This window comes from Streptomyces sp. Wb2n-11, assembly GCF_001049855.1.
In the GTDB taxonomy this organism is placed as follows: domain Bacteria; phylum Actinomycetota; class Actinomycetes; order Streptomycetales; family Streptomycetaceae; genus Streptomyces; species Streptomyces altiplanensis.
The window spans coordinates 901,746-920,973 of the sequence record NZ_CVPB01000001.1 but is presented as its reverse complement, the minus strand read 5'-3'; the positions used below and the strand labels follow the sequence as shown (position 1 = coordinate 920,973).

The window sequence follows — 19,228 nt, the reverse complement described above, 5'->3', positions numbered from 1 at the left end:
TCCTCACGGTGTGGGGGCAGCGCCGGACAACTGCCTCCCCCCCGGGGGCGGCGTGCGGCATCCGCGTGAACTGGTTCGCCACTCAACTCTCCTCCTGAATCTGACACTTGGCAAGGGGCACTGTGAAAATTGCAGAGTGTCGTTTCTTTGCTCGCGGCCGCGTGGCACACTGCTCGCAACAGCCCATGGGGAGGTCTGAAGTGAGTGAACCGCGGTCCGCCCCGACGGTGGGACAGGTCGTCCTCGGCAAGCGGCTGCTGGACCTGCGCGAGAGAGCCGGCCTGAGCCGCGAAGAGGCCGCCAGGGTGCTCCGCGTCACCCCGGCCACCGTCCGCAGGATGGAGACGGCCGAGGTCGCGCTCAAAATCCCTTACGTACAGCTCCTGCTGCAGGCGTACGGGCTCCCCGGGGAGGAGGTCGCCTCCTTCGTCGAACTGGCCGAGGAGGCGAACAGGCCCGGCTGGTGGCAGCGGTTCCACGGCATCCTGCCCGACTGGTTCAGCATGTACGTCAGCCTGGAGGGCGCCGCGTCACTCATCAGGGCGTACGAACCGCAGTTCGTACCGGGTCTCCTGCAGACCGAGGATTACGCCCGCGCCATCATGCGCGGCGGAGCCGTCGGCCAGACCAGGCCCGACGCCATCGAGCGGCACGTGGCCCTGCGCATGGAACGCCAGAGCCTCCTCACCCGCCCCGACGCCCCGAGGCTGTGGGTCGTCATGGACGAGACGGTCCTGCGCCGGCCCGTCGGCAGCCCGGACGTGATGGGGGAGCAGATCGACCGCCTCCTGGAGGCCGCCGACATGCCCAACGTCACCTTGCAGATCGCCGAGTTCGCGACGGGACACCACCCCGGAACCTACGGCCCCTTCGTCCTCTTCCGCTTCGCCGTGCCGGAACTCCCGGACATGGTCTACAGCGAGTACCTGACCGGCGCGGTCTATCTCGACTCGCGCCCCGAGGTGGCGTCCCACCTCGAAGTCATGGATCGCATGGCGGCCCAGGCCGCGACTGCACAACGCACGAAGGAGGTCCTCAAGGATCTCCGCAAGGAGCTGTGATGGACCGGATATACAACGGCATGCCCGCGAACGACCTGCCCGCGGAGGGCTGGTACAAGCCGTGGAGCGGCGGCAACGGCGGCAACTGCATCGAGGCCATGAAGCTGGCCGACGGCAGGGTCGCGGTCCGCCAGTCCGCCGACCCCGAGGGCCCCGCGCTGATCTACACCCCCGGTGAGATCGCCGCCTTCATCCAGGGAGCCAAGGCCGGCCAGGCGGACTTCCTGCTCACCTGAACCACCGCGCCGCCCCCGTTCCTCACCGTTCGCCGTCCACCGCTACCCACGGAGCGCCGTATGACCGGGCAAGACCGCACAGCCGTCGAGATCGACACCAGCAAACCGCACCCGGCGCGCATGTACGACTGGTTCCTGGGCGGCAAGGACAACTACCCGGTGGACGAGGAGATGGCGCGCCAGCTCCTGGCCCTCGACTCCCGGGGGCGCGACATGGCGCGGGTCAACCGGGCGTTCATGCACCGTGCCACGCGCTGGCTCGCCGAGAACGGCCTACGCCAGTTCCTCGACATCGGCACGGGCATACCGACCGAGCCGAACCTCCACCAGGTCGCCCAGCGGACCGCGCCCGACGCGCGCGTCGTCTACTGCGACAACGACCCGATCGTGCTCGCCCACGCGGAGGCGCTGCTGCGCTCCACCCCGAGGGTGCCACCGAGTACATCCAGGCCGACGCCCGAGAACCCGATCTCATCCTGGAACGGGCCGGCAAGACGCTCGACTTCACCCAGCCGGTCGCGCTGTCCCTCGTCGCGCTGCTGCACTTCGTGGGCGACGAGGACGGTGCGCACGCGCTGGTGAACCGCCTCATGGACCGGCTGCCGTCCGGCAGCTACCTGGTCCTTTCCCACGTCACCGGGGACTTCGACCCGAGGGTGCGGCGAAGGCGTCCGCGATGTACTCCGCGAGGGGCCTCACGCTGCGGCCGCGCTCGCGTGAGGAGTTCGCCGCGTTCTTCAACGGCTTCGAGCTGGTCGAGCCGGGCGTCTCGCTGGCCGCCGACTGGCATCCCGAGCTCGGCGAAGTCATCGAAACCGCGGGCGACGACCCGATCCCGGGCTACACGGGCGTGGCCCGCAAGCTCTGACGACGGCCTGCCCCCTGCTGTCCGCCCCTTCCCGGTCCGGGGCCAAGCCCCCGGACCCCTGGACGCCCTCCGGCGCTTGAGGAGCGGGGTCCGGGGCGGAACCCCCGCGCGGCGGAGCCGCAGAGTGTCGCAGTGGGAAGGGACGGGCAGGGGAACAGGCTCGTGGGGAAGGCGGCCCGCCCGCCCTAGCCGGGGGATCCGGCGCCGGTGAGGCCGTCGAGTACCGACGTGACCCGGGTCCATGTGGCGAAATCGCGCTCCAGGGGCGAGATTTCCACGCCGCTCCCGGCACCCCACTCCGCCGCGATCGCCACCGCGTCCCGCCCGCTCGCCGCCCCCGCGGCGAGCGCCGCCGCGCCGAGTGCGACCAGTTCGCCGGCCTCGGGGATCAGCAGCGGGCGCCCGGAGAGGCGTCGTACGGTCTCCACCCACGTACGTCCCGGGCTCCGCCCCCGACCAGTCGCAGCGGACGCGACGCCACCGCCGGATCGGCGGGGTCGAGGCCGCAGGCGCGCAGTACCTCGTCCAGGGCCCGCAGCACGGTCACCGCCGCGCCCTCGTAGGCGGCGCCCAGGAGCTGCTGCGGGGTGGTGTGGTGGCGCAGGCCGGTCAGGAGGCCGGAGGCGGCGGGCAGGTCGGGGGTGCGTTCGCCGTCGAGGTAGGGGAGGAGTACCGCCTCGCCGCCCGGCGCGGCGTCGTCGCGGTCCAGGCCCAGGAGGGCGGCGACCTTGTCGACGGCGAGGGTGCAGTTCAGGGTGCAGGCCAGTGGCAGGTAGCCGCCGTCGGCGGCGGCGAAACCGGCCAGCGCGGGCGAGTCCGGCCGGGCGCGGGTCGCCGCGAACACCGTGCCGGACGTGCCCAGGCTGAGCACCGGATGGTCCAGCAGCCCGGCGCCGCCGAGGCCCAGCCCCACCGCCGCGGCCATGTTGTCGCCCGTGCCCGCCGCGACGGCGATCCCGGCGGGCAGGCCGAGCTGTCCGGCCGCCGTGTCCGTGAGGGAGCCGATGCGGGTGGCTCCGGTGGGAGCCACGGGCGGCAGCAGCTTCTCGTCCAGGCCGGCCAGGCCGAGGAGCTGCGGGTCGTACGCGCCGGTGGCGGTGGAGTACCAGCAGGTGCCCGAGGCGTCGCCCGGGTCGGTCGCGGCCACCCCGGCGAGGCGCTCGGTGAGGAAGTCGTGGGGAGGCGTACGGCGGCGGCCGACTCGGCGGCGTACGGCTCGTTCTCGCGCAGCCACCGCCACTTGGCGGCCGTCATGGAGGCGACGGGCACGGATCCGGTGCGCGCCGTCCACGCCGCCGGGCCGCCGAGCGCCTCGGTGAGGGCGGCGGCCTGCGGGGCCGAACGGGTGTCGTTCCACAGCAGGGCGGGCCGCAGCGGGCGCCCGGCGCCGTCGAGGACGACCAGGCCGTGCTGCTGGCCGGCGACCGCGATGCCGGTGACGGCGGAGGCCGGTACGCCGGACTCGCGGAGCCCGGCGGCGACGGCGGCGACCAGGGCCCGCCACCACTCCTCCGGGTCGCTCTCTCGCGCGCCCCCCTCGCCCGTGACCCGGTGCGGCGCGCGCCCGACGGCCAGCAGCCGGCCGGTGGCGGCATCGGTGAACGCCGCCTTCGTGGACTGCGTGGAACTGTCCACTCCGATGACGACCCTGCTCGGCTGCATGGGACCCCTCACTTCCTCGGCTGCGTGTCTTCTCACGGTTTCCGCGCCTTCTCGGCCTTCTTGGTCTTCTGTGGGACAGGTTGGTCGTGCAGTATTAGTCATGTCAACAAACAAATGGAGGTCGGTCACATGTCGGAGCGCTTCACCCCCACCCCTGACGACAAGTTCACCTTCGGTCTGTGGACCGTCGGCTGGCAGGGCGCCGACCCCTTCGGTACGGCGACCCGCCCCGCTCTCGACCCGGTCGAGTCCGTCCGGCGCCTCGCCGAGCTCGGCGCCCACGGCGTCACCTTCCACGACGACGACCTCATCCCCTTCGGCTCCACGGACGCCGAGCGCGAGGCGCACGTCAAGCGGTTCCGCCAGGCACTGGACGACACCGGCATGAAGGTGCCGATGGCCACCACCAACCTCTTCACCCACCCCGTCTTCAAGGACGGCGCGTTCACCGCCAACGACCGTGACGTACGCCGCTACGCCCTGCGCAAGACGATCCGCAACATCGATCTCGCCGTCGAGCTCGGCGCCACCACCTACGTCGCCTGGGGCGGCCGCGAGGGCGCCGAGTCCGGCGCCGCCAAGGACGTGCGCGTCGCCCTCGACCGCATGAAGGAAGCCTTCGACCTCCTCGGCGAGTACGTCACCGAGCAGGGCTACGACCTGCGCTTCGCCATCGAGCCCAAGCCCAACGAGCCGCGCGGCGACATCCTGCTCCCCACGATCGGCCACGCGCTCGCGTTCATCGAGCGCCTGGAACGCCCCGAAATGGTCGGTGTGAACCCCGAGACCGGCCACGAGCAGATGGCCGGGCTCAACTTCCCGCACGGCATCGCCCAGGCCCTGTGGGCGGGCAAGCTCTTCCACATCGACCTCAACGGCCAGACCGGCATCAAGTACGACCAGGACTTCCGCTTCGGCGCCGGCGACCTGCGTCAGGCCTTCTGGCTCGTCGACCTGCTGGAGACGGCCGGCTACGAAGGCCCCCGCCACTTCGACTTCAAGCCGGTGCGCACCGACGGCATCGACGGGGTGTGGGCCTCCGCCGCCGGCTGCATGCGCAACTACCTCATCCTCAAGGAGCGGGCCGCCGCCTTCCGCGCCGACCCGGCGGTCCAGGACGCCCTGCGCGCCTCCCGGCTCGACGAACTCGCCGAGCCCACCGCCGAGGACGGCCTCGCGGCCCTCCTCGCGGACCGCGGGGCCTACGAGGACTTCGACGTCACGGAGGCGGCCGAGCGGAGCATGGCCTTCGAGACGCTGGACCAGCTGGCACTGGACCACCTGCTGGGCGTACGCCCGTAACCGGGGTCAGTACGCCGCCGGGTCGGCCAGTACGTCCCGTACCACCAGCGCCGCCGCGCCGCGCGCCGCGTCCCCCGTCAGGGACGCGGCGCGCAGCCGGCCGTCGGGCCCGGACCACAGGCCGGACACCACCCGGCGGCTCAGTTCCCGGCCGGCGGGGGGCGACAGCCACGGCATCAGCGTCCGGTAGATCCCGCCGAGCACCACCGCGTCCGGATCGAAGAGATTCACCGCGCCGGACAGCACGAGCCCCAGCATGGCCCCGGCCTGCCGGATCGCGGCCACGGCCCGCGCGTCGTCCGCGCGCGCCCGGGATTCGAGCTCCGTCACCCCCGGCAGCCCGGCACTCTCGTCGATGCCCGCCGCCCGCAGCACCGCGCGCTGGCCGGCGTACTGCTCCAGACAGCCCCGCGATCCGCAGCGGCACTCGGGTCCCTCCGGGTCCACCACCACGTGCCCGATCTCGCCGGCGAACCCGTGCGCGCCGCGCAGCAGTTCGCCGCCGAGGACGAGCGCGCCGCCGACGCCGATCTCCCCGCTGAGGTAGAGGAACGTCCGCTCGCGGCCGAGATCGCCGAACCACAGCTCGGCCAGCGCCGCCAGGTTCGCCTCGTTGTCGGAGCCGACCGGAAGCGCCCGCCGCCCGGGCAGCAGCTCCGCCAGCGCCCGCGCGAAGACGTCCTCGGCCGCGACCCCGTTCCACCCCAGGTTGGGCGCCTGGCGGACCGTGCCGCCGGAGACCAGGCCGGGCAGTGCCAGCTGCACGCCGACCGGCCGCAGGTCGAGTCCGGCCGCCGACTCCCACGCCCGTGACGCGATCAGGGCGGCGCGTGCCAGGACTTCGGCGGGCTCGGCGCCGCGGTTGTCGGTGTGCTCGGTGAGCCGTACCCGGTCGCTTCCCGACAGGTCCGTCACGCACACCGACACGTAGTCGATGTTGACCTCGACGCCCAGTCCGGCCACGCCGGTGCGCGCCACCTCCAGGACGGTGCCGGGCCGCCCCGCCTGCCCGCTGAACGCCTTCCCCGACTCGGTGAGGAACCCGCCGGCCAGCAACTGCTCGACCAGCGAGGAGACGGCGGCCCGCGTCAGTCCCACCCGGGCCGCGACGGCGGCACGCGTCACCTCGCCCCCGTCGTGGACGGCGCGCAGCACCAGGCTCAGGTTGTGCCGGCGCACGGTGTCCTTGTCGGCCTTGGGTTCCAGCCGCGGGGGGTTGCTCCTCATGGCACCGAGAGCCTAGGCGACGCCGCGCGGCGGGCGGCCCCCGGGCGTTGTCAGTGGTGGGAGGCAGGATGCAGGGCATGACGAACACATCAGCCGTTCTCGAGGACACCGCCGCGTACGCCGAGGCGGTGCAGACCGCGACGCGCGCGGCCGCCGCCTACTACGGCCGGGGCGACAGCGCCCTGGACGACGACGCGTACGACCGGCTGGTGCGGGCGATCGAGGGGTACGAGCAGGCCCGTCCGGACGAAGTGCTGCCGGACTCCCCGACCGGGAAGGTGGCCGGCGGCGCCGCGGTCGGGGACGTGCCGCACACCGCGGCGATGCTGTCGCTGGACAACGTGTTCTCCGCCGAGCAGTTCGCCGGCTGGACGGCCTCCCTGGAGCGCAGACTCGGCCGGCCGGTGGAGCGGTGGAGCGTCGAGCCCAAACTCGACGGCCTCGCCGTCGCCGCCCGCTACCGGCACGGCAGGCTGGTCCAGCTCATCACGCGCGGAGACGGCACGGCGGGCGAGGACGTGTCGCACGCGAAGGGCACCGTCGTCGGCCTGCCCGACGAGCTGACCGAGCCGGCCACCTTCGAGGTGCGCGGCGAAGTCCTCATGACGACCGAGCAGTTCGAGAAGGCGAACGCGGTGCGCACGGAGCACGGCGGCGAGCCGTTCGCCAATCCGCGCAACGGCGCGGCGGGCACACTGCGGGCCAAGGACCGCCCGTACACCGTGGAGATGACGTTCTTCGCGTACGGCGCCCTGCCGCTGGCCGGCTCGGGCGAACTCGGCGAGGGGCTGGGGGAATGGCCGCACAGCGAGATCCTGCGGCGCGTCGCCGCGCTCGGCGTGCGCACCGCGGCCGGCACCGCGGTGCCGCCGCGCACGGCGGCCACCGTCGAGGAGGTGCAGGCCCGGGTCGAGGAGATCGCAGCCCTGCGCCCCGAGCTGCCGTTCGGCATCGACGGGATCGTGGTCAAGGCCGACTCCGCGGCCGACCAGCGGGAGGCGGGGGCCGGTTCGCGTGCGCCCCGGTGGGCCATCGCGTACAAACTGCCCGCCGTGGAGAAGGTCACCCGTCTCGTCGCCGTGGAGTGGAACGTCGGGCGGACCGGGATCATCGCGCCGCGCGCCGTCCTCGAACCGGTGGAGATCGACGGGTCCACCGTCACGTACGCCACACTGCACAACCCGGCCGACATCACCCGCCGCGGCCTGCGCCTCGGCGACCAGGTGATGGTCTACAAGGCCGGTGACATCATCCCGCGCATCGAGGCGCCGGTCGTCCACCTGCGGACCGGCGACGAACAGCCGATCGCCTTCCCCGAGGCGTGCCCGCAGTGCGGCTCGGAGATCGACGCCGGCGAGCAGCGCTGGCGCTGCGTGCGCGGCCGCGACTGCCGGGTGGTGGCGTCCATCGCGTACGCCGTCGGGCGCGACCAGCTCGACATCGAGGGCCTCGGTGCGACGCGCGTCGTCCAGCTCGTGGACGCGGGGCTGGTCGCCGACTTCGCCGACCTGTTCGTTCTCACGCGTGAGCAGCTCCTGACCCTGGACCGGATGGGGGAGACCAGCGCCGACAACCTGCTGGCCGGTATCGAGCGGGCCAGGGCCCGGCCGCTGTCCCGTGTCCTGGCGGCGCTCGGCGTGCGGGGCACGGGCCGCTCCATGTCCCGCCGCATCGCGCGGCACTTCGCGACGATGGACCGTCTGCGGGCCGCCGACGCGGAGGCGGTGCAGCGGGTGGAGGGCATCGGGGTGGAGAAGGCGCCGGTGATCGTCGCCGAGCTCGCCGAGCTGGGGCCGCTGATCGGCAGGCTCGTCGCCGCGGGCGTGAACATGACGGAGCCCGGGGCGACGCCGCCGGCCAAGGACGCGGACGCGCGGGAACAGGCGGAACAGGACGTGCCCGCGGGGCCGCTCGGCGGTATGACGGTCGTCGTCACCGGTGCGATGACCGGACCGCTGGAGAAACTCAGCCGCAACCAGGTGAACGAGGTCATCGAACGCGCCGGAGGCAAGGCGTCGTCCAGCGTCTCGAAGCGCACGGCGTTGGTGGTGGCGGGCGAGAACGCCGGGTCCAAGCGTGCGAAGGCCGAGGACCTCGGCGTACGCATCGCCACCCCGGACGAGTTCGCGGCGATGGTCGCGGACCTGCTGCCGGGGGCCTAGACGTTCCGCCCCGGGAGGCCGCGGACCCCGCGAGCGCCTCCGCGCCGGTCGGGAGCGTTTCCGCGGGGCCGGCCGGTGCCACGCGTGCACCATGCGCGTCCTGAGGAAAACCCTTGTCGGACGTGATGGGCGCGGGCAGCCTGCCTGGCATGCCGGAGACGGGGACGGCTTTCACCGGTGCGCGCGAACTGCTCTCCACGATCAGGGAGTCGACCCAGCGGTGCCGGTTCCTGGCCGGGACCTCGGACGACGAGGTACGGGGCGAGCACCCACTGCCGTTGGTCTGCCCGGTGCGCGAGCGGGGTCCGAACGACTTCCTCCCCGTCCTCAAGGAGCGGCTGGAGGCGCCCGGCCACCGGTCCTGGGTACCCCACGCCTGTATCGACGCCGAGCCGGTGAACGGTTCGGTGGCGGCCCGCCGGGAAGGCACGACCGACCGGTCGCTTCCGCTGGTCCCGCTGCTGGACGAGCTGATGACCGGACTCGCCACCGACCGCTTCGGCCCCGGCCGTCCCACGGCACGACACGCGGCGGGCCCGGCTTGCCGCCGCACGACGGGTGATCACGTGGTGGCGGGAGCGTACGGGCGCGGTCGACGCGGCGTGGAAGGCACCGGGTTGTCCGTGGGGGAGACGGTGAGCCGTAGGGGCGCCGTCGCCACCGGTTCCGGCAGGCGCAGGCCGGGCCCGCCGGGCGTGAGGGAGCCGAGAACGCTCGGGCGGCGGGCACCGGTGCACGAAGGGACCGTGCCGGGCAGGCCGTGCGCGGTCAGCCAGCCCAGGACGGCGAAGGCGTACGCCTCCTTGGCGGCCGACGCCAGCCCGAACTCGTCCGACGTCCGCAGCGGTACGCCGGCCCCGCCGCCGAGCTCCTCGCGCAGCCACTTCATCAGCACCGGATTGCGGGTGCCGCCGCCCGACGCGATCACCTCGGTCGCCCCGAAGGGCCGGACGGCGTCGGCGACGGTCCGTGCCGTGAGCCGGGTCAGGGTCGCGACGACGTCCTCTGTGGACAGCGAACCGAAACCGGCCAGCGCGGCGCGCAGATAGGGCAGGTGGAACAGCTCCTTGCCCGTCGTCTTCGGCGCCGTCGCGGCGTAGTACGGCTCGTCCAGCAGCCGTCGCAGCAGCGGCGCGCAGACGCTGCCCCGGGCGGCGAGGGCGCCGTCCCGGTCGAAGGGGTGCGCCGCCCCGCCGCCCGCCAGGTCCCGCACCGCCGCGTCGATCAGCGCGTTGGCGGGCCCGGTGTCGAAGGCCAACGGTTCGTCCGGGCTTTCGCCGGCCACGGTGATGTTGGCGATGCCCCCGAGGTTCAGCGCCACCGGGACACCCGGCCGCCCGCGCAGCCACATGACGTCGACGACGCTCACCAGCGGCGCGCCCTGGCCCCCGGCGGCGACGTCGCGCGGACGGAAGCCGGAGACGACGGGGCGGGCCGTGGCCTCGGCGATCCAGGCGGCCTCACCGATCTGGAGCGTGCCGTGCACCCGGCCGTCCCCGGCCCAGTGGTAGACGGTCTGCCCGTGCGAGGCGATCAGGTCGGCCCGCCCGCCGCACAGTTCGCGGTCGGCCCGGACCGCCGCCCCGGCGAAGGCCTGCCCGATGCGCGTGTCGAGCCGGCACACGGCGGCCAGGGTGGTCCCGGCGGGCGGCAGCGCCTCGGCCAGCGCCGCCCGCAGACCGTCGTCGTACACCGTGCTGATCATGCCCAGCGGGGTGAGCACCAGGGTGTCCCCGTCGAGGGTGAGATCGGCGGCAGCGGCGTCGACGGCGTCGTACGACGTGCCGGACATCAGACCGATGACCCGCATGCCGCCGCTCACCGCAGTGCCCGCCGGTGGTCGTCGCCGCGCAGCGTCAGCAGCGCCAGGACACTGACCGCGCAGGTCGCCGCCGCGTAGTAGGCGGGGATGTCGACGTCACCGGTCCGTTCCACGACTTCGGTGATGATGAGCCCCGCGCAGCCCGAGAACACGGCATTGGACAGCGAGTACGCCAGGCCGAGCCCCGTGTAGCGCACCGTGGTCGGGAACATCTCGGCCAGCATCGCCGGCCCCGGCCCCGCCATCAGCCCGACGGCGGCCCCCGCGCCGAAGAGCGCCGCCCCCTTCGCGTACGCCGAAGCGCCCGGGTCCTGCACCAGGTTCAGCAGCGGCAGCGCGAGCACGGCGACCAGCAGCGCCCGGCCAGCATCACCGTCCGACGCCCCACCCGGTCGCTGGCCGCGCCCGCCGGCAGGATCGACGCCGCGAACCCGAGATTGGCCAGAACCGTGGCGATCAGCGCCTGCTGGAACGTCGCGTCCAGCGTGCTCTGGAGGTACGAGGGCAGGACGACCAGGAAGGTGTAACCGGCCGCGGACCAGCCCATCAGCCGACCGGCGCCCAGCGCGATCGCCCTGGCCGTCCCGCCGGCGGGCGGCGGCCGCACGGGCACGCTCCTGCCGGCGACGGCCGACGCGAAGGCGGGCGTCTCGTCCAGGCGCAGCCGCAGCCACAGCGCGACGAGCCCGAGCGGCAGCGTCAGCAGGAAGGGCACCCGCCACCCCCATCCGGTCAGCTGCGCCTCGCTCAGTACGCTCGCCAGGAGCGCCGCCGCTCCGGCGCCCCCGAGCAGGCCGAGCGCCACGGTGAACGACTGCCACGCCCCGTACCGGCCCCGCCGCCCCGGCGGCGCGAACTCCGTCATGACCGACACCGCGCCGCCGAACTCCCCGCCCGCCGACAGCCCTTGCAGGATCCGCAGCAGTGTCAGCAGCCACGGCGCGGCCGCGCCGATGGTGGCGTACGTCGGCAGTACGCCGATCAGGGCCGTCGCGCCGGTCATCAGGCAGATCACCAGGATCAGCGTGGGCCGCCGGCCGATCCTGTCCCCGATCCGCCCGAAGACCGCGGCGCCGACCGGGCGGAAGAAGAAGGCCAGGGCGAAGGACGCGTACGTCTTGACGAGCCCCTCGACGTCGCTGCCGCCCTCGGGGGTGAAGAAGTGCGCGGCGATGATGGTGGCGAAGTAGCCGTAGACGCCGAACTCGTACCACTCGATGAAGTTGCCGACGGACCCCGCCACCAGCGCCCGGCGCGAGCGGGCCGGCCGGGCGGCTGCCACGGGGACGGGGGCTGGACCATGGACGGGGGTGGTCATGGGGAAAGGGTGCTGACCCGGCGGCCGCACCACAAGTACCGTGCGCCGCCTGTCACCTGAGTGACCTGCCCGCGTACGGCAGCCGGCCCCGCCCCGCGGAGGCGGGACGGGGCCGGCTGTCCGCCAGCGGGGCCGATGCGGCGCGGAGGAGCTCAGACGCCCGGCGGAACCCGCGAAGGGCGGCCGGAACCGCGCGTCACGTGGTACCCGGCGATGGCCGCGGCCGCCCCGAGGACGCCCCCGCCCGTCGTCCACAGCCAGCGCGAGGACCACCATCCCGACGAGAACTCCTCGTCGGCGGCCTCCGCCACGTCCGCGCCGGACGCGCCGGGCACCAGCGGGACCGACAGCGCGCCGTCCACCGCCCACGAGCCGCCCGCGTCCGCCGTCGTCGCCACGACCTCCGCGCGCACCGGCAGGCCGAGGTCCTCCTGGGGCAGGCCGACGACCGTCAGGCGTACGTAGTAGCTCCCCGGCAGCGGATCATCGGCCCACGGCTCCGCCCACGCCCTGACCGTGCGCAGGGTGCAGGAGAGGCCGGCCGAGGCGGCGTCCCGCGGCGCCGTCCTGGTCTGGCTGCCGTGGACGCACGCCTGGCGCCGGCGCAGTCCGTCGTAGACGTCGAGCCGCCAGGTGGCCGCGCCGTGCCGGGCGGCGGCCTCCGGCAGCTCCACCGTGGCCTTCACGGTGGCGGTGCGCCCCGCGTCGGCGTCGAAGGTCCAGTACAGGTAGTCACCGGTGGACGCGTCGGCGGTGGCCCGCTGGTCCTGCCGGATCTTCGTCGCCGTACGGAACGTGGTGCCCGCCTCGGTCGGCGCGGCTTCCTCCCCGCCCCGGCCGGCGCCCGGCGGTGGCGTCGGGTCCGCGAGGACGGGAGCGGCCGCGGCGAAGAGCGCGGTGCCCGCCAGCACGGCACCGGCCAGCACGCGTGTGGTCGTACGCATCAGTTGGTCCTCCATACGGCGAAGCGCCAGCGCGAGATCCAGCCCCACAGCAGACCGGCGAACAGACCGGTCAGGGCGAGTACGCCGAGCAGCCACCAGCCGTGTCCGAGACCGAAGGACGCGACGTCCGACGCCTCGTCGGGCCCGTCCACCAGGTCGATGGTCAGCTCGACGGGCAGGCCCGGCGTGGTCTTGACGGACGCGGGAGCGGAGAAGGAGTTGCTGACCTGGAGGCACACGCTCTCCGCCGTCGGCTCGACGTCCTCCGCCGTGTCGTCGTCCAGGGGGGCCTTCGGATAGCGCAGTCCGGTCGAGATCACGTCCGTACGGCCGTCGCCCGCCTCCGAGCCGCGCACGATCTCCCGGCCGTGCCGGGTCACCGCCCGCAGGAGTACGCCGTAGTCGCGGTCGACGGCGCGGTCGGCGCCGATGCTGACCGAGGCCCGCAGCTCCTGTCCCGGAAGTACGTCGACCCGGTACCAGCGGTGCTCGGAGAACTTCTCGCGGTCGGTGTAGAGGCCGGCCTCGAGCACCGGCGCGTCCGCGCACGCGGCCGCGCCCTCGGTCGCCACGGGCTGGACGGCGGGCTCGGCGGCGCGGTCCACCAACTGCTTGACACGGCGGGACAGTTCGTCGGTGTGCTGTACGGCGGTGTACGTACCGCCGGTGGCCTCCGCGATGCACGTCAGCTGTTGGCGGATCTTCGCGTTCGGGACCAGGCCGAGCGTGTCGACGACCAGGTGGGTGCCCTTGGCGGCGATCTCGCGAGCGACCTCGCACGGGTCGAGGGGGCCGCAGGTGTCCTCGCCGTCGGTGATGAGGACGATCCTGCGGGTGCCGTCGCCGCCTTCGAGGTCGTCGGCCGCGCCGAGGAGGGCGGGGCCGATCGGGGTCCAGCCGGTGGGCGCGAGCGTGGCGACGGCGGTCTTCGCCTCGGTCCTGTCCAGCGGGCCGACCGGGTACAGCTGCCGGGTGTCCTTGCAGCCGGTCCTGCGGTCGTCGCCGGGGTAGTCGGCGCCGAGCGTGCGTATGCCGAGCCGCACCTCGTCCGGCACCGCGTCCAGCACGTCGTTGAACGCCTGCTTCGCGGCGGCCATGCGGGACTGGCCGTCGATGTCCTTGGCCCGCATCGAACCGCTGACGTCGAGGACCAGCTCGACCTTGGGGGTGTCCCGCTCGTCCGGTTCGTCGGCGGCAGCTGCGGCGCCGGCCGGAACGAGCCCGGCGGCCAGGGCGACGAGCAGGCCGAACGCCCCGGCCGTCAGCCGTTTTCTTGTGATCATCGCCGGATCCTATTGAAGATCGTCTCCGGTCCCCAAAACGCGGAGGGCGGACTCCCTCAGAGGGCGTGGCCGGTGGTCGCGTCCACGTGCGCCGGGACGGGGTCGTGGCGGTCGCCCACCGAGGACGTACCCGTCGGCTCGAACAGCAGAAGCGACGCGCCGGCCGCCGCCGACGGCTTGTGCCAGGTGCCGCGCGGCACGACGTACACCGACCCGGTGGGCAGGACCACGGACCGCTCCCCGTCGTCGTCCTCCCGGTCCCGCAGCGCGATCGTCAGCTCGCCGTCCAGCACCTGGAAGAACTCGTCCGTGTCCTCGTGCACGTGCCAGACGTGTTCCCCCGCGACCTTCGCCACGCGTACGTCGTAGTCGTTGACGCGCGTCACGATGCGCGGACTCCACAGCGCGTCGAAGGAGCCGAGGGCATCGGCGAGCGCGACGGGGGATCCCTGCCGTCCGCGCGGTTCGTTCGTAGTCATGGCCCCATCGTCGCCCCTGGCGCCGGACCACCGCGAGTGCTAGGAATCGCACATGCCGCAAGGAAACTCGCACACCCCGCCCCGGCTCCACCGCGTCGTCGTGATCGTCGACGAGAACTCCAACCCCTTCGAACTCGGCTGCGCCACCGAGGTCTTCGGCCTGCGCAGGCCCGAACTCGGCCGAGAGCTCTACGACTTCGCCCTCTGCTCCCCCGAGCCCCGCACCCTCATGAGGGACGGGTTCTTCACGCTCACCGGAGTCGCGGACCTGGCGGCGGCCGACACCGCCGACACCCTGATCGTGCCCAACCGGCCGGACACCGACGTGCCGCGCCGCCCGGAGGTGCTCGACGCCGTCCGGCGGGCGCACGCGCGGGGCGCCCGGCTGGTGGGTTTCTGCAGCGGCGCCTTCACCATGGCCGAGGCGGGCGTGCTCGACGGGCGCCGCGCCACCGCGCACTGGCAGTGGGCGGACGACTTCCGGGCGCGCTTCCCCGCCGTCCGGCTCGAACCGGACGTGCTGTTCGTCGACGACGGCGACATCCTGACCGCCGCCGGCAGCGCGGCCGCCCTCGACCTCGGGCTGCACCTGGTACGCCGCGACCACGGCGTGGAGGCCGCCGTCTCGGTCAGCCGCCGCCTCGTCTTCGCCGTCCACCGCGACGGCGGCCAGCGCCAGTTCGTCGAGCACCCGATCCCCTCCGCCGCCGCTTCCGCCGGCATCTCGCTCGGCCCGCTCCTGGAATGGGCCAGGGAACGCCTCGGTACGCCGCTGACCGTCGCCGCGCTCGCCGCGCACGCGGCCGTCAGCCCGGCCACGCTCCACCGCAGGTTCCGCTCCCAGCTCGGCACCACGCCCCTGGCCTGGCTCACCGCCGAGCGCGTCGCGCTGGCCTGCCGCCTGATGGAACGCGGCGATCCCGCCGTCGAGTCCGTGGCCCGGGCGAGCGGCCTCGGTACGGCCGCCAACCTCCGCGCCCAGCTCCGCCGCCGTACCGGGCTCACACCCGGCGCCTACCGCGAGCGCTTCGCACCGGGTGCCTGAACCGGCCGGAATCCGCCCCCTCCGCAACACCGTGCGGAAACGTTCCGGGATCCCTCTGTCATGCTCCCGCCCTGCGCCCTGCCGGCGAGCCCCGCCGCACGCCCGCCCTCGCACCGCTCGCGACGGCCGTCGCGGCCGTCACCGGCTGCGCCCCGCGGCCCGGGCCCCCGGCAGCCGCGCCCGGCGCAGGAGGAGCTGCGTGCCCCGGCGGCGTACACCGGCTTCTTCGGCGTCCCCGCCCTGCGTCCGGCCGGTGTCACCACCGGCCTTGCGCTGCTCGGCGGCGCGGCGCTCACGCCGGCCTGTTCGGTGTACGTCGCGAGGTCTTCCGGGCCGGTGGGCCGGCGGCGGGTCCGTCCCTCCTCCCGGCCCTCCCGGCGCGTGGCGGCCCGCTTCCGCGGCGGATCGTCGAAGCCGGACGTCCGTGAGCGCTTGTGGTGGTACACCGGAACGGTGCGGGGACGACGACTTCTCAGTTACGGCGACGCGGTGGCGATTCTCGGCGGCGACAGCGCCGCCCTGGCCGCGGCCGACCGGGCGCTCGGCGGGGCGCTGTCGATGGCGACGGGCGGGGCGAGCAGCGTGGTGCTCAACCTGTTCGAGGCGCGGGGCGGGGTGCTCGGGCTCGGGCGCGACCTGACGACGGGGCTGCGCGAGCGGCTGGGGTCCGCGGAGCGGGCGGAACGTACGGAACGGATCGCGGCGGCGCACGCGGTGCTCGTGGTCACGGCGTACTTCGAAGCACTCGGAGAGCTCGAACTCCCCTTCCGGTTCAGCGAGTTGCAGTTGACGCGGCGCGAGCAGACCGGCCTCGCGGGCGGGCCGGACAGCGGGCACGGCTTCGTGCGCGAGCTGGCCGCGACCGCCATCCCTCAGCCCGCCCCGCACCAGCCCTACGAACAGGTCCTCGGCGCACTCCGGTACTGGTACACGGGCCTCACCGACCGGCTGCACCGCTTCCTCACCGGGCTCGCCGTGTGGGACCGCCTGGACGGGGCGCAGCGGCGCGCGACCCTGGACGCGCTGGCCGACAGGCTGAATCCGGCGGCGATCGAGCGGTATCAGGACTTGTACGCCCGACTGGCCATGGAAGTCCCGGAGTTCGGATTCTGGTCCGGACAGACCGAGCACCAGGCCACCCGCGCCGGCATCCGCCAGGCGCTCACCGGCATCGGGACCGCCCTGGCGGGTCTGACCCCGGTACGCCCGCTCACCCACGTCGCCGCCGCCCTCGCCACCGGCTACCGGGCGGCCCTGCCCCGCCCGATCCTGGCCGAGGGGGACGCGCCGACGGGCGTGTACCTGCCCACCCTCGGCGAGGGCTACGTCGACCCGGACTTCCGGGTCCGGGCCGTGACCGGGGATCCGCACGGGCCGGCCGAAGAGGAGTGGTGGGACGCGGTGCCCGTACGGTCCGACCTCACCGAGTACCTCGCGGGCGCCCTCACCTCGGTCGCCTCCACCGCCGCGCCCCTGGTCGTCCTCGGCCAGCCGGGCGCGGGGAAGTCCGTGCTGACCAAGATCCTCGCGGCCCGGTTACCCGAGGCCGGCTTCCTGCCCGTCCGGATCGTCCTGCGCGAAGTGCCCGCCGACGCCGACGTACAGGACCAGATCGAGTACGCCGTGCGCGCCACGACCGGCGAGCGGATCTCCTGGCCGGAGCTGATCCGGGCGGCGGAAGGGGCCGTCCCCGTCCTCCTCTTCGACGGTTTCGACGAGCTGCTCCAGGCCACCGGCGTCAGCCAGTCCGACTACCTGGTACGGGTGGCCCGCTTCCAGCGGCGCGAGGCGGACCAGGGACGGCCCGTGCTCGCGCTGGTCACCAGCCGCACCGCCGTCGCCGACCGTGCGCGCTACCCCGAGGGCGCGGTGGCGCTGCGCCTCGAACCCTTCAGGGAGCAGCAGGTCGAGCGCTGGCTCGGCCTGTGGAACCACCTCAACGAGCCGTACTTCACCGCGAACGGGCTGCGCCCCCTGCTCCCCGCCGTCGCGGCCCGCCACCAGGCCCTGGCCTCCCAGCCGCTGCTCCTGCTGATGCTCGCCCTGTACGACGCGACGGGGAACGCGCTGCAGTGCGGAGCCCAGGACGACGATCCCCTGGACGAGGCCGAACTGTACGAGGAACTGCTGGCGTCCTTCGCCGTCCGGGAGGTCGGGAAGTCCACCCCGGCACTGACCGGGCAGCAACTGGCCGGCCGCGTCGAGCAGGAACTCCAGCGGCTCTCCCTGATCTCCTTCGGCATGCTCAACCGGCACCGGCAGTGGATCACCGCCACCGAGCTGGAGCAGGACCTGACCGCGCTGCTCGGCCACCCCAGGGAGCCGCACGCCACCGGCTTCCACGCGCCGCTCGACCAGGCGGAGATCGCGCTCGGCCGGTTCTTCTTCGTCCAGCGGGCCCAGGCGCTCCGCGACGGGCAGCGGCTGGCGACGTACGAGTTCCTGCACGCCACCTTCGGTGAGTACCTGGCCGCCCGCCTCGCCGTACAGCTGCTCGCGGGCCTGCTCGACCAGCGCCCGGCGCTCTCCCTCGGCAGGGCGGGCACGGACGACGACCTGCTGTACGTCCTGCTGTCGTACGCGCCGCTGTCGTCACGCCAGATGCTGCGCTTCGTCGGCGCCCGGATCCGCCACATCGCCCCACAGGACCGTGAGCGGCTCGGCGAACTCCTCTTCACCGTGATGGCCGACCACCGCAACCGCACCGAGCACCGGTTCCCCGGGTACCGGCCGGCCGTCCGCGCGACCTCGTCACGGCACGGCCTCTACGGCGCGAACCTCATGATGCTGACGGTGCTGGTCAGGGACGGAGTCAAGGCGAGCGAAGCGTTCCCCGGCGACGCCGACCCGGCCGGGACCTGGCACCGGCACGTGCTGTTGTGGCGGTCGGCCCTCACCGAACCGGAGTGGACGGACTTCGCGATCGCCCTCGACCTCAGCCACATCTGGAACGGCGACCGGCGCGACCTGGCCATCCGGCCGGCGGAGGATGTCCCCGTTCCCGAACCGGTCGACGCGTACTGGCTGTACGGCCGTCCGCCGGGCCACTCGGACCGCGCCGGCCGGGTCTGCTGGTCCCGCCCGTACCCGGACCAGATCCGGCACAAGATGGCGGTGTCCGGCGGGACCAACGACGCGGTCGTCCTGCACGCGGTGGACCCGGTCTTCCGCCGGATGGGGTCCGCCGTGACCACGTTCTTCGGTACGCCCGGGGGCAGCGCCACTTCGGTCGCGCACAGTCTGGCGGACCTGTGGCTGGCCGGCGGTCTCGGAGCCCCGGACGGCGACCTGGCCGCCCTGTACGAGCACTGCGCGGCGTTCCTGGAGCCGTTCTCCCGTCTCGATCACGACACCCGGGACCGCGCGGCCCGGCTGCTCCTGGGGCAACTGGCCCAGGACGCCACCCGGTTGCCGGCGTCCGTGGTGAAGAGCGTGCTGGACGCGCTGACCCTGGAGATCCTCGACCCCTCCATGCTGGAACTGGTGGTGCGGTCCGCGTCGGCGGCACTGGAGTCGGGTGCCACCGGCGAGGACGGCGACGATCTCCGGGCCCACTGGGAGCTGGCTGTCGAAGCCCTCCTGGGGCGGCGCGCCTTCGACCGTGTCCTGGCTCTCTGGATTCGGACCGGCGCGTCGTACCGGGTGAGCGGGTGGTTCGCTGCCGTCGTCCGTCCGATGCTGGACTGGATGAACGGGCACCAGTTGCGCGACGTGGAGCCGGAGACCCTGGTCCGGCTGCGCGACCTGATCGCCGCGCACGACCGGGGCTCACCCGGCGGCCCGCCCTGACCGGCGCCCCGCACCGGCCGTCCGGCACCC

The 19,228-nt window shown here is 73.7% G+C and carries 11 protein-coding genes and 3 pseudogenes; 7 read left to right on the top strand and 7 right to left on the bottom strand.

From position 1 onward, the window contains the following. Positions 1–200: 200 nt before the first annotated feature. From BN1555_RS04015 to BN1555_RS04005, 3 genes and pseudogenes are all read left to right on the top strand, one after another. On the top strand, positions 201–1,061 hold the full coding sequence (locus tag BN1555_RS04015; protein WP_093797899.1) for a helix-turn-helix domain-containing protein: 861 nt from the start codon (positions 201–203) through the stop codon (positions 1,059–1,061). Next, on the top strand, positions 1,061–1,297 hold the full coding sequence (locus BN1555_RS04010) for a DUF397 domain-containing protein (protein WP_028815506.1): 237 nt from the start codon (positions 1,061–1,063) through the stop codon (positions 1,295–1,297). The genes BN1555_RS04015 and BN1555_RS04010 overlap by 1 nt, the downstream gene beginning before the upstream one ends. Before the next feature lie 60 nt (positions 1,298–1,357). Further along, positions 1,358–2,165 (top strand): annotated as a pseudogene (locus tag BN1555_RS04005) (SAM-dependent methyltransferase). Between the two features lie 185 nt (positions 2,166–2,350). Here the strand turns inward: BN1555_RS04005 and xylB are convergent. Further along, positions 2,351–3,827, bottom strand: a pseudogene (xylB, locus tag BN1555_RS04000) (xylulokinase). A gap of 129 nt (positions 3,828–3,956) precedes the next feature. On the opposite strand from xylB, the gene xylA reads away from it, so the two are divergent. Next, entirely contained in the window at positions 3,957–5,129 is a 1,173-nt protein-coding gene (xylA, locus tag BN1555_RS03995) for a xylose isomerase (RefSeq protein WP_093797897.1), read from the top strand. Positions 5,130–5,135: 6 nt separating this feature from the next. Here the strand turns inward: xylA and BN1555_RS03990 are convergent, their stop codons facing one another. Then, on the bottom strand, positions 5,136–6,356 hold the full coding sequence (locus BN1555_RS03990) for an ROK family transcriptional regulator (RefSeq protein ID WP_093797895.1): 1,221 nt from the start codon (positions 6,354–6,356) through the stop codon (positions 5,136–5,138). Between the two features lie 68 nt (positions 6,357–6,424). Here BN1555_RS03990 and ligA point away from each other — a divergent pair, with 68 nt between their 5' ends. Then, positions 6,425–8,518 carry an NAD-dependent DNA ligase LigA gene (gene ligA, locus BN1555_RS03985; protein ID WP_093797893.1) on the top strand — a complete coding sequence of 698 codons (2,094 nt, stop codon included), beginning with the start codon at positions 6,425–6,427 and terminating at the stop codon, positions 8,516–8,518. Between the two features lie 562 nt (positions 8,519–9,080). Here ligA and BN1555_RS03980 read toward each other — a convergent pair. The 5 genes and pseudogenes from BN1555_RS03980 to BN1555_RS03960 all read right to left on the bottom strand — a co-directional run bounded on the left by BN1555_RS03980 (position 9,081) and on the right by BN1555_RS03960 (position 14,364). After that, positions 9,081–10,328 (bottom strand): anhydro-N-acetylmuramic acid kinase, encoded by a 1,248-nt coding sequence (locus tag BN1555_RS03980; RefSeq protein ID WP_093803163.1) that lies wholly within the window; start codon positions 10,326–10,328, stop codon positions 9,081–9,083. Between the two features lie 8 nt (positions 10,329–10,336). Continuing rightward, a pseudogene (locus BN1555_RS03975) lies at positions 10,337–11,658 on the bottom strand (MFS transporter). A gap of 152 nt (positions 11,659–11,810) precedes the next feature. Further along, the gene (locus BN1555_RS03970; RefSeq protein WP_093797891.1) at positions 11,811–12,602 is read right to left on the bottom strand and encodes a hypothetical protein; all 792 of its coding nucleotides are present in this window, start codon (positions 12,600–12,602) and stop codon (positions 11,811–11,813) included. Next, complete coding sequence (locus tag BN1555_RS03965; RefSeq protein ID WP_093797889.1) at positions 12,602–13,885, bottom strand: VWA domain-containing protein; 1,284 nt, start codon at positions 13,883–13,885, stop codon at positions 12,602–12,604. Before BN1555_RS03965 ends, BN1555_RS03970 begins: the two co-directional genes overlap by 1 nt. Positions 13,886–13,941: 56 nt before the next feature. Continuing rightward, positions 13,942–14,364 carry a cupin domain-containing protein gene (locus BN1555_RS03960; RefSeq protein ID WP_093797887.1) on the bottom strand — a complete coding sequence of 141 codons (423 nt, stop codon included), beginning with the start codon at positions 14,362–14,364 and terminating at the stop codon, positions 13,942–13,944. Positions 14,365–14,416: 52 nt separating this feature from the next. On the opposite strand from BN1555_RS03960, the gene BN1555_RS03955 reads away from it, so the two are divergent. Together BN1555_RS03955 and BN1555_RS03950 are read left to right on the top strand one after the other, a co-directional pair. Then, positions 14,417–15,409 (top strand): helix-turn-helix domain-containing protein, encoded by a 993-nt coding sequence (locus tag BN1555_RS03955; RefSeq protein WP_093797885.1) that lies wholly within the window; start codon positions 14,417–14,419, stop codon positions 15,407–15,409. 60 nt (positions 15,410–15,469) lie between these two features. Next, entirely contained in the window at positions 15,470–19,198 is a 3,729-nt protein-coding gene (locus BN1555_RS03950) for an NACHT domain-containing protein (protein WP_093797883.1), read from the top strand. Positions 19,199–19,228: the final 30 nt, after the last annotated feature.